Consider the following 11203-nt stretch of genomic DNA (forward strand, 5'->3'; position numbering starts at 1 on the left):
CCAGGACACCACGACCACCGGATAGACTGCCCACCGAGGCTGGACCCGGGGGAATTACTTGAGCGCAGCCCGGGGGAATTGGCTGATCGTCCACAGCCGGATCCGTGCTGCTCGCCGGCGACGCCGCCCACGTGCACTCACCCTCACCCGTGCTGAGCCAAGGGGCTCAACACCAGGCGCGCCGCCGACCTCGCTGGCCGGCTGGCCATGGGCCTGCACCATGCCGACGACCAGATCCCTCGACGGCTACCAGCATGCACGACATCCGGTCGGGCGCCGCGTGCTGCGCGTCGGCGCGCCGACAGTTGATGGTGCAGCTCCATGCCGCTGATTTCACGATCCTTCAGCCGCCCGCGATGCCCACGACTGCCACGGCGGCGAGCAGCAGGCCGACCGGTTGCCCGCGGGGGTCCACGCTCGCGCGGCGTGACGGCCCTGTCCCGGGTGACTCTGCGCCCGACCCGGCTCAGGCCGGCGGGAGATCCCCGCGGAGCACGGTCGACCCGGCCGTGTCCAGCACCTTGAACCCGGAGGCGTCCGGCCGGAGCACCGAGGAGTTGAGGTTACAGACCATCGGGGCCGCACCGGTCCCGATGAACGCGCCCGCGTCGACCTCCCGGCCGTCGGTGGCCTCGACGACGACGCGGTAGGTCGCCCCGGGCCGGAACCCGTCGGCGTCCAGCACGATCTCCATCCCCCAGATGTGCGGGATCGCGACCGCGCTCGCCCGGATCTCCGGGGCGCTCACCTGCACGGCGACCGGCTCGCGGGGGATCCCGTCGTAGTCGCCCACCGCGTAGCCGGCCACCCCGCCGACCACGATCGCGACGGCCGCCGCGGCCGCGGCGACGCTTATCGGGAGCCGTCGGCGCGGAACCGGCCGGCGCTCCGCGCGCGCCGCCGCCACGATCCGCTCGCCCAGGTCGGCCGGTGGTACAGGAGTGTGGTCTAGGTGCTCGGGATCCACCCCGCCCAGCGCGGGCAGCACCGACGAAACCTCGGCCAGCTCGGCGCGGCAGACCGCACAGCTGTCCAGGTGCGCCCGCACAGCGGCGGCCTCGCCGTCCGACAGGCGCCCGATCGCGTAGTCGCCGAGCGACTCCCGCATGGTCCAGTGCTCGTCCGGCGTCACGGTTGCACCCCCATCTCGTCCATCGTCAGGCGCAGCGCCTTCAACCCGTAGAAGACCCGGCTGCGGATGTCCCGAGCGGCACACCCGCCTCGGCCGCGATCTCAGCATGCGGGCGCTGCCGCAGGTAGGCCTCCACGATCGCCTCCCGAGGCTTGGGGCGGAGCCGGCGCAGTGCCTCCTCGACCAGCCAGGAGTCGATCACAGCGTCGTCGGCCGGACCGATCGCGTCCGGAGTGGACTCGGGATCGTCGGTGAGGGCACGCCGCCAGGGCCATGCGGTGATCCGGCGGATCTCGTCGATCACCACGTTCCGCGATTCCGCGGCGCCACGCCCTACCAGGTTCTGCGCGGAGCCGATAAGTCTGGAGCCAACGGGTCTCGGCAGTACCCGTGATCGGACCACCGCACCCTTGTCCGGCGGAGGATCGGGCTTCGACCCGCGCCGCGGGCAGCACAGCATCAGCGACACCACGCCTGTTCAATACCCTGAGGGGGTATTATACTATGGGGTGTCCTGCCGTACGTCTTTGGAGATGTGACTGTGTCTCGATCAGCTGCCGATCGGCGCCAGCACCCCACCGCAGGCCCGTGGGCTGCGGTGGTGACCGCCGTGGGTTCCGAGCAGGGGCGTGCTGTCCTGCGTTGCCTCCTCGGATGCGCGAGTCGAGCTCTGCAGAATCGTGCGAGCGCGACACGACAGGGCTCGCACGGCAATAGCTGTCGCTGAATGCTCGCCGGGACTCGTCGAGACGACACGTGTCGACCGGGCTGTCGGCGCTCCACCCGTCCCCGGAGGTCGACCTGCTGCTCTGGACGGCAGTCACAGATCAGCGCGGGCGGTGAGCGGTCAGCTCGACGGCGGGGCTGGTCCCCCGGCGTGGACATTCGGTGAGCGCCACATCGACAAACCCGGCTTCCGCAGATCGGGCACGCAGGCTATAGGCAGGTTCGGCCAGCACATGGCGATGCACGGTAAGCACCAGCAACCCGCCCGGACGCAACACACGGAACAGCTCAGCGAACCCGAGCGACTGGTCCCAGAGCATGACGTTGTTGACCGAGATCGCCACATCCATCGACTGGTCCGCGCAGCCGGTGCGCTCGGCCGTCCCGTCACCGATCTCGAGCGCGCCCATAGAGATAGATCCCGCGCAGCGGCGGGTGGCCATCGCCCGCATCGTGGCTGACGGGTCCACCCCCCGCACGAAACCGCTGGGGACGATCAGCCCTGCAGCCAGCGCCAGCCCGACCCCGGGCCCGCAACCCACCACGATGACTCGGTGATCGCCCCGCAGCTTCGCCCGGTCGACGGCCCATCGTTCCTGCCGGCGGTTCCCCCAGACCATCACCGCTCCACCGAGCCGCCCAGCCAGGCCACGGGGATGCCCGAAGGCCGCGTCGAGGGCTCGCCTCAGCCCGGTCGGACCAACGTCAGTGTGCGGTCGATCAGCGTCAGCATCCATGAATGCAGCTCACCATCCCCGGCCGCCGATGCCGTCAGGGATCACCCTGACCGGAATTCTGTCGGACACGGGCGCACGGGATGACCGGCGCGGCTGGGCGTGATCGCGGCGTCGGGGGGACGGGTTGCCTGGGCCACTGGAAGTCGTTCACCCAGTGAGCACGCCCGGGCTTGCGACCTACCCTGCGAGGCTGACCGCATCGTCCGTCCGCCTCCGGGGCGGCGTGACGATGCTGTGGTTAGAGTCAGCAAGTCCGAAACGGGCCCCGGTCGAGAGGGAGGGACGGCGACGGTGCGTACCGCGATGCATCGCCCCGCAGCCCCGTTCGTCCTGCTGCTGATCGCCGTGTTCGTGCACACCGCCTTCGGACCTGTTCTGGCCTGCCACACCATCACTCCGGAGCAACCGGTTGCGAGCGTCGCCGCCGTCACGGCGCTGGTCCAGGAGACCGCGGGATGTCCCGGATGCATGCCCGACGTACCTCTCGACGCTGAGGGCAACGCCGGTGTACCGGCAAACGGGGATCCGCCAGGTTCACCGGCCGTGACTGGTCTGTGCACCCCCGACCGTCCCTGCCATCACGCCCCGGGAGGGCGAGACACTGCTGTCGACCCCGCGGTCCGCGGGGTCGATGCCCCACGTGACAGCGGCCCCGCTCTCCTCTCCACGTGCTTCAGGCCGGACCAGGTCGAGCAGCCTGTCCTGCCCGCCCCGGCATCGAACCCGGTGCCTCCGGCGGCGGTGCTGGCACCAGTCGCCGTGCTCTGCGTCGATCGGAACTGACCCGGCCCGGGCTCCGGATTCGATCGATCCCCGTCCGTGACCGGCTGACGAGGCTGGTTCGCAGGACATCACGTCCGGACTCATCTGCACCGGAATCCCGATTCGATGCGGCAGCAGGCCGCCCAACCCGAAGGGCATCGCATGCCCCGCGCCACCCCAAGCCCTCGCCCGACACGCACGGCGCATGTCCGACACGACGTCGTCCCTGATCATCGCCGGCCTCTCGACGAGCTCAACGACATCCCTGCTCGACAGCATGGCGGCGAGCAACCGGGCGGACATGTTCTCTCGCTGCTCGACGCGCACCTAGCCGTGTCGGGCTGCCCGGGGATCGGACACCTCTCGAGCCGGTGTCACCGGGAGCGTCGGCCGATCGATCTCCATCGCCTTGAAAACCTGCCGACAATCGGCAAACTGTCCGGTCCGCCCCCTACCCGCGCGCCGAACTGTGGTCGGGACCGGCAGGGAAGGCGCGCTCCGTGAAGATCGTGTGCATAGGTGGCGGTCCGGCAGGTCTGTACCTGGCCATCCTGGCCCGGTTGCGCTCGGACGGCCGGGACGAAGTCGTCGTCGCCGAGCGCAACCCGCCAGGGGAGGCATCCGGGTTCGCCGTGACCCTCGGCGAGGACATCCTTGACGAGCTGTACCGCACCGACCCGGTGGGCGCGGACGGCGTCCGCGCCGCCGCGCACGTCTGGGGCGACCAGGTCGTCGAGGTCGCCGGCGAGACCGTGCACCTCGGCGGCCGCTACGGCTACTCGATCGGGCGCGCCCGGCTGCTCGAGGCGCTCACCGTCCGGGCCCGGCAGGTGGGCGTCGACCTGCGATTCGACACCGAGGCCGCCCCCGACGGCGATCTCGCGGCCGATCCGCTGACCGCGGACGCCGACGTCGTCGTCGCAGCGGACGGGATCAACAGCGCCGTGCGCGACGCCCGCACCGCGGAGTTCGGCACCCGGCTCACCCACGGCACCAACCGCTACGCCTGGTTCGGCACATCGAAGACGTTCGAGGCGTTCACCTTCGCCTTCGAGCGCACCGAGGCCGGCTGGATCTGGTTCCACGCCTACCCGGCGGCCGACTGCCTCAGCACCTGCATCGTGGAGTGCGGCCCACGGACCTGGACCGGTCTCGGACTGGACAGCATGCCCGCCGACGAGGGGATGCGGCTGCTCGAGTCGGTCTTCGCCCGGTCGCTGACCGGGCACTCGCTGATCGCCCCGCCCGGGACGGGGCCCGCGCCGTGGCTGGAGTTCCGCGAGGTCCGCAACACCTCGTGGCGGTCCGGACACGTCGTGCTGGCCGGCGACGCCGCGCACACCACACACTTCGCGATCGGCTCCGGCACCGTGCTCGCGGTGGCCGACGCGATCGTGCTGGCCGAGGAGCTCTATCCGGACGGCACGACCGGGAGGACGGCGGACGTCGATGCGGCGCTCGCCGGGTACGACGCCCGCCGACGGACCGCGATGGCACCGACCCAGGACATGGCGCGGCGCAGCATGCGGTGGTTCGAGGAGGTGCCGCAGCGGCTCGAGGGCGCCGACGCGATCGACTTCTCCTGGTCGCTCCTCGATCGCCGCGGCGACCAGGGCCCGCTGCACCGGCGGCTACACGAGGCCACCCAGATCGAACCAGTGCGCCGAGTGCGGCGCCGGCTGACCTCCGCCCGGCGAGTACGCCGAGCACTACGGCGCGGCGAGATCGACCCGATCGGCGTCCTCACCGGTCGCCGCTGATCACCTCTTTACACGCTCGGTGGCCACCTCCGCTGTACGAACTGCCCGCACACCCAGGCCGCCGCCCACCTGCGCTTGTAGTGCGATTTGTCCCGTCTCAGCGAAGCGAAGGTGGGCGTGGCGTTGCTTGCAGCCCGCTTCAGGTCAGCATGACCGGCGCGTAGGACCGCGAGACGCTCGTCAGGTCGCACGGTGGCGAGAATCTTCCCCGACCGCGACTCGCTCATCCGGCTCGTCGGGGTGTCCTCGTCGAGCAGCACGACGAGTGGACCGATGGCCGCCGCTGCCTCGGGCTCGACGTCCTGAATCGAGCCCGCGCCACCACCGACCCCACCCCGGACACCGGTGAGGAGGCCGAACCCGCGCCGACGATCTCGGCGCTGAGCACCTGAACCCAGCAAGATCACGCGTCAGCCGTTACACACCACGTCACGGGGCTTGACCCCGACCGTCGTCGGCCGGCAGAAGCATCGGTTTCACGCGATGTCTGTGCCCTGTTCGTCGACCTGACCAGTACGAGCACTTCACCCCGCGGGTGATCACCCAGAACGTTTGCTCGCGGAGGACCGGACCGAGCGCCGCGGCCCCCGGCGCGTCTGTCCCGCCGAGAAGCAGCGGAGGCGACGTGATCACACGAGGGCGCGGTTCGGGGGCACCCACGGCCCCTCGGGGAGCAGCCTCTCACTTAGATCGGTCGTCCCCAGAACTGTGGATCTATGCCGTCGCAGGACCCCGTCCCGAGGGTCGATCCGCATTCTGGTGCTGTGGGACACAACCTTGTCGATAGATCGCATGTCGCACCTGTCTCGCGAAAGGCACCAGGTGGCCTGGCGCTGGTGTGTGGGATGCTCGGGGTACTCCTCGTCGCCGGCGCGGTGGTGGTCGCGGCGGCTCCTCCGCTTACCGTGGCGGGTTTGGCTCTGGCCTCGGCTGGCGTGGTGCTGTCCGGCGGCGGGCTCGCGCTCGGCATGGCCGCGGCGTTCCAGAGGCGGCCACGGGCGAACCGGGCCGCGATTTCGGCAGCCGCGCTGTCGGTCGTCGGCCTGGCCGGCGGACTGACCTGGCTGTCCGCTTTGGTGATCACCGTGGTGACCGGTTCGGCGCCGATGGCACCTGCCGAGGTGGCGAGTTCCCCGGCCTGCCTGTCAGCCGCCTCTGGGGATACCGACGTAGGGCAGAGTTCGCGCCATTGACGATGAGGAGGAGGCAGCCGTCTTCGAGAGCATCGACTGCGCCGCCACCGTGCCGATCGTGCACGCCCCTCGCCAAGCCCGTTCGGGATGTCGTCACGGGGTCGTGCCCGGCGCGGCGGACTTCTGTGGCCAGCCCGGCACGCAGCGAGTGCGCGGTGAGGTGGGGCTAGGAGCGGCGGCGTCGGCGGCGCGGGTGATGGCGGTGCGGATCGCTTGCCCGGTGATCGAGGCCCGGACGGTGACCAGCAGCCCGTGCGGGTCGTTGGCGATGTCGGCCACGTTGAGCTGGGCGAGTTCGTCGCGGCGGGCTGCAGCGCGTCGTCCCCGGGCGCGGACTCGGGCGTGTCGGCCTGTGCCGGCGGATCGCCGGACCCGACAAATCGGGCGGCGGCGTCCTCTCCCTGACTCATGCTAAGCCACATTCTCACCGCCAGACTGGCGTCATTTGGTCGGCGGGCCGGGGATCGCAGCTGCGCGCGGCTATCAGGGGGCCGTGTCGAACCGGTAGCGCTGCGGCCGGCGTCGACCAGCGAACCAGGGGGTCTGTCAGCCACCCTTCTTGCCTGACAACCACACCAGGAGCCGAGGGTCAACGATACGGGCGGTGCCCACCTCGGCTCCGGCTGTCGCCGATACCGCTGTGTCACCCAGCTATCCGCCGCGGCCAGCACGATCCACAATCGTGCTGGCCAACGCATTCGCCATCGTCAACTGTCGAGTCCAACCCGGTCGACCTGCGCCGATCGCAATGCGTCGCTCCAGGGCAGCAGCACGGATGACGTAGATTTTGCTCAGGATGTGGCGATGCCGGAGCCGACGCGTTTCGCCCAGGCGCGATAGTTCGAGATGAGGTCGTGCTTCAGCTGACCGCGGGGCTTCACCTCGATTCCTTGCTCCTGCGCCCAGTAACGGATCTGTGCACGTTCGGTTGTGGTCAGACCATCCCGGCCGACGGCCGGCACGGACGTGTCAGCTCCGGCCCCGACCGCGGCCGGCGGCGCAGCATCGTCGTCGGTTTCCGGCTGGCGCGCCACGCTCTGGCGCTCGTCAGCCTCCCCAGCTCTGGCAGCGCTCGCGGTGGCCGCTGTGGGCGCTGCCTCACGCGCGGGCAGCGCATCGGGATTGTCGGCGTGGAAAGCGGCGCTGATGCGTGCGGGGATCCTGCCTCGGTGGGGCACCGCGTACCCGTGGGCACGCGCCCACGTGCGAATTGCTTGATTCTGGGAGCGGCGGGTACTCGCAGCTGACGAGCTTGTGGTTGCCGGGGCGCCGCGTCGCCCTGGCTGCGGCCGGGCCACATCACCGAAGGCAGCGATCGCGTCCCGCAGTGCGGCTGCGTGAGGTGCACTGAGGTCGATCTCGTAGGCCTTCCGGTCCAGCGAGAACCGCACGGTCTCCGCAGCCGGCGAACCATCGAGGTCATCTATGAGTTTCACCTGCGTGACGCGCGTCATGTGGGAGCCCTCATTCCTGAGTCATTTCCTGCCTCGGTGTCGCAGGGCGGTGCTGAATGTGACACGTCGGCGGGTGCGACTTGCCGACGATACCGGCTAGCTGGGTCCACAGGTCGTGGCTGCTGACGTTTCAGGACGCGACGCATCGACGGGTGGTGCACGCCCGCGGGGCACTCAGTGAAATCATCCGGCTCGTTCGCTGACGCCTGCTGGCAGTTCCGAAAATGGTCCGGTTGTTCCGGTCCGAGCCGGAGACGACGACCTGGACCAGCTGAGCAGCGCGGCTCGCAGGGGTAGCGGGGTCGGTGTGGCCCGCGCCTGTATCCCGCGACGGCACGCGGACACCAGCATTCGCCGGCGTCCCCGAGGCGTTCCCCAGCGATCCGCGACGTGCGTAGGGGCTGGTGGGGCTGGAGACCGTCGATGCCGGTGTGGCATTTACCGCTCACCGTCTCGTGGGCGTCGCCGGAGTGTGGCAGGCGCGCTCAGGTGTGTCCCTCGATGAGGGCGGTGATCCGGGCGTTGAGCGCATCGGCGTCGTCCGCGACCCCGTCGAGGAGGGTGAGGACCTCGTCCAGGCTCTGCGGCGCCTGGGGTGCTGTCGTCGCGGGGGTGGGCGAGGCGTCGGCTTCCCGGTCCCCGCGGGACGGGGTGCCCGGCGCGGTGACGCTGCTGGTGGCTCGGTGGGCCCGGTGGCCGGCGAGGGCGAGTCGGGTGCGGATGGTGCGGGTGGTGATCGGGCGGTAGTCGTCGTGCCAGCCGTGCTGGTCGATGGCGGGCAGCAGGATCGCGGCGCCGTGCCAGCGCTGTGGGGTGCGGGGGTGGTGCTGGTGGGCGCTGTCGCGGGTGGGGGCGTGGGCTGCGGTGAGGTCCATGCGGGCCGAGCCGCGGCCCAGGCCGTCGAGGACGCCGAGGGTGTCGAGCCAGCGCACCACCGCGCAGGCCGGGCACGCGCGCGGGTCGGGTTCGGTGGGCACGTCCTGGTCGGCGACCGAGACCTGATCGTCGGGGTGCTCGCCGCCGGAGCCGGCGAGGGTGACCGCGTCCGGGCGCAGGGCTCGGGCGTCGCGGTGGGGGAGGTCGAGGCCGATGGTGGCCACGATGAGGAAGGCGTCGCGGCGGCCGTGCAGGCCGTGCGGCCAGCCGCGGGTGGGGCAGGCGGCGAGCAGCGGGCCCGCCGCGGTCCAGCGGTGACGGGCGGGCCGCGGGGGCGGGGGTGCGGCGGGACCGTGGTCCGGGCGGGACAGCAGGTAGCCGGCGCGGCGGTGGGCGGCGGCGATCGCCCGCACCCGCCGGGCCAGGGTGGCCGGGCGCGCCGGTAGCGCGGTGAAGAACCCGGTCAGGGCGTCCACGGTGGTCGGCAACGCCGGCTGCCCCCTAGCTGTGGTGTAGTCGCAGAACAGCGCCCACTCCCCCACATAGCTCGGCCCCGCCGCACCCTGCAGCACCGCCGCCCGATTCTCCGGCGTGGCGGGTGCGGGTGTGGCAGCAGTGGCCCGGCCAAATGTTGCACCGGATGCAACGTTGCCTCGTTCACCGATCATAGGCCGAGCTGGGTGACGGCGTTACCGAGCAGGGGGGCGTGGTCGCGGTCGTAGGTCTCGACCATGGCGTCGCTGGAGTGGCGGGTCTGGCGGCGCACGGCGCGGTGGTCGGCCCCGGCCCGCCGCGCGGTGGTGACGAACCCGGCGCGGAGCGAGTGGAACCCCACCGGGCCGGGCAGCCCCGCGGTGGTTGCGCGGCGGCGGACCATCGCGTGCAGAGCGTCCCCGGTGATCGGGGTGTCGGTCAGGGTGCCGCCGCGGCGCACCGCGCGCAGCAGCGGTGCCTCGGCCGGGAGCGCCGGCACCGGTGCCGGACCGTGCGAGTCTCCCCGGCTGGTGGCGGCGTCGTCGGTCTCGGTGGCCGGGTCGGGGTGCGGGTAGAGGTGGTCCTGCTCGGCCCAGGCCGGGGTCGACAGGACGGCGCGCATCAGCGCGGCCCGGCCCCGGGGGGCGGACTCGGCGAGGCGCAGCCAGCGCAGCACTGCGCACGGCGGGCACGTCCCCGCGTGGGTCCCGTAGGGCAGGACCACGGTGGCGCCGTGGGCGTCCTGGTCGGTCTTGGACGACCGGATCCGCACGTGTAGCCCGTCGCTCGGGTGAAAGCGCAGGTCGCCGACGGTGAGGGCGGCGAGTTCGCTGCGGCGCAGCGCCCCGGCGAACCCGGTCAGGAGCACGACGCTGTCGCGGGCGGCGGTGAGCCCGCCCGGCCACGTGCCGAACTCCATCATTGCGAGGAGGGTGCGGAGGTCGTCGAGGAGCAGCGGGCGCATCTGGTGCGTCGCGTGCGCGCGGGCCCGCTTGATCCCGGTGAGCACCGCACCGACGGCCGGGTCCCGGGTCGGCGACGAGTGGCCGGTGTCACGGTGCACCGCGGCGATCGCGGCCAGGCGCCGCGCCATGGTCGCCGGGGAGAACACCGGGGAACCGTCGGGGGTGCAGGTGGCCTCCAGGTCGGCGAGGTAGAGCCGCACCGTGTTCACCTCGGCCGGCAAGGCTTCGAGCGCGGCGGTGGTGCACCACCCGGCAAAGTGCGCCCAGTCGGCGGCGTAGGCGCGGTGCGTGCGTGGTGCGCGGGCCCCGGTGGCGTGGGCGTCCGCCCGGGCGGCCAGGGCTTCCAGCGAGGCCGCCCGCTGCGCCGCGACACGCCGCTCCCCCGCCGGATCGCGGACCCCGTCGAGGACCACAGACCCCCGGACCGGCTCCCCGCCATCCTCAGCGGCGGTGCCAGAGCTCATTTCGGCGCCTTTCGTCGACAGGGAGCGCGGGCGGGTACCCGGCGACTGGTCAGCTAACGGAAGATTATCGTAAGTCTCAATCCACAGCGCGGAAGTGAAGGCTGTCGGCGTTTCGCGTGTCGAGACGCGAGGTCCGCACTGACCCATGGTCCGGACTGACGGTCTCCATCTGTTCGCCATCCCAGGGCCTGACCTGCGGGGATCACAGTCCTATCGGTGCACGCGGTACCCCACGTCCGTGCCCACGCTGGCGGCGGATCGCCCCCGGCGCGCCCAGCTCCGCTCACCGGTCCAACCCGTCCGCCGCTTCAGGTGTGTAGGCCCGGCGACACCGCCTACCTTTCGCGGTCAGCACCCGTCCGCGTAAGCGGGAATGACGACCCGCATCGTCAGGGAGGTCGCCAGATGAAGTCGTGATACACCTCCGGCGGCCGCCATAGGTCGCAGCAGACGTGCTGTAGTGCTGCATGAGCCAACCGTCCGCGTGCCGCTCAGCCTGGATCCACCGATGATCAAGGTGGTTGGGCGGGTCGCGACACACGAATGCCCTTCTGAGCTGGGACAATGAAGTGATCTCAACAAGAAGCCCGTAGGTGTAGGTGTTCGATGTGGGTGAGGGCGAGTGCTGCTTTGACGTAGTCGCCGACTCGGCGGGGGCTG

The 11203-nt window shown here is 71.3% G+C and carries 9 protein-coding genes; 2 read left to right on the forward strand and 7 right to left on the reverse strand.

Features of this window, described 5'->3' with window-relative positions; translation table 11 throughout:
• Positions 1-466: 466 nt before the first annotated feature.
• The 3 genes from BM093_RS33130 to BM093_RS33140 all read right to left on the reverse strand — a co-directional run bounded on the left by BM093_RS33130 (position 467) and on the right by BM093_RS33140 (position 2478).
• Complete coding sequence (locus BM093_RS33130) at positions 467-1132, reverse strand: anti-sigma factor family protein (protein ID WP_245773973.1); 666 nt, start codon at positions 1130-1132, stop codon at positions 467-469.
• 40 nt (positions 1133-1172) lie between these two features.
• The gene (locus BM093_RS36880) at positions 1173-1604 is read right to left on the reverse strand and encodes a sigma factor-like helix-turn-helix DNA-binding protein (protein WP_218163049.1); all 432 of its coding nucleotides are present in this window, start codon (positions 1602-1604) and stop codon (positions 1173-1175) included.
• A 355-nt stretch (positions 1605-1959) separates the two neighbouring features.
• On the reverse strand, positions 1960-2478 hold the full coding sequence (locus BM093_RS33140) for a class I SAM-dependent methyltransferase (protein WP_177238866.1): 519 nt from the start codon (positions 2476-2478) through the stop codon (positions 1960-1962).
• 1379 nt (positions 2479-3857) lie between these two features.
• Between BM093_RS33140 and BM093_RS33150 the strand changes: the two genes are divergently transcribed.
• Both BM093_RS33150 and BM093_RS33155 read left to right on the forward strand, forming a co-directional pair.
• A complete protein-coding gene (locus BM093_RS33150; RefSeq protein ID WP_093356956.1) occupies positions 3858-5117 on the forward strand; it encodes an FAD-dependent monooxygenase in 1260 nt (419 codons plus the stop codon).
• Positions 5118-5962: 845 nt separating this feature from the next.
• A complete protein-coding gene (locus BM093_RS33155) occupies positions 5963-6310 on the forward strand; it encodes a hypothetical protein (RefSeq protein ID WP_093356960.1) in 348 nt (115 codons plus the stop codon).
• 93 nt (positions 6311-6403) lie between these two features.
• Here BM093_RS33155 and BM093_RS33160 read toward each other — a convergent pair whose 3' ends face one another.
• The 4 genes from BM093_RS33160 to BM093_RS33175 form a co-directional block, all read right to left on the reverse strand.
• A complete protein-coding gene (locus BM093_RS33160) occupies positions 6404-6589 on the reverse strand; it encodes a hypothetical protein (protein WP_093356964.1) in 186 nt (61 codons plus the stop codon).
• Between the two features lie 512 nt (positions 6590-7101).
• A complete protein-coding gene (locus BM093_RS38275) occupies positions 7102-7764 on the reverse strand; it encodes an Lsr2 dimerization domain-containing protein (protein ID WP_093356969.1) in 663 nt (220 codons plus the stop codon).
• Between the two features lie 485 nt (positions 7765-8249).
• Positions 8250-9212 (reverse strand): hypothetical protein, encoded by a 963-nt coding sequence (locus BM093_RS33170; protein ID WP_143105678.1) that lies wholly within the window; start codon positions 9210-9212, stop codon positions 8250-8252.
• A gap of 92 nt (positions 9213-9304) precedes the next feature.
• On the reverse strand, positions 9305-10543 hold the full coding sequence (locus BM093_RS33175) for a site-specific integrase (RefSeq protein ID WP_143105679.1): 1239 nt from the start codon (positions 10541-10543) through the stop codon (positions 9305-9307).
• Positions 10544-11203 lie beyond the last annotated feature (660 nt).

The sequence above is a fragment of the Pseudonocardia ammonioxydans genome, assembly GCF_900115005.1.
Classification (GTDB): domain Bacteria; phylum Actinomycetota; class Actinomycetes; order Mycobacteriales; family Pseudonocardiaceae; genus Pseudonocardia; species Pseudonocardia ammonioxydans.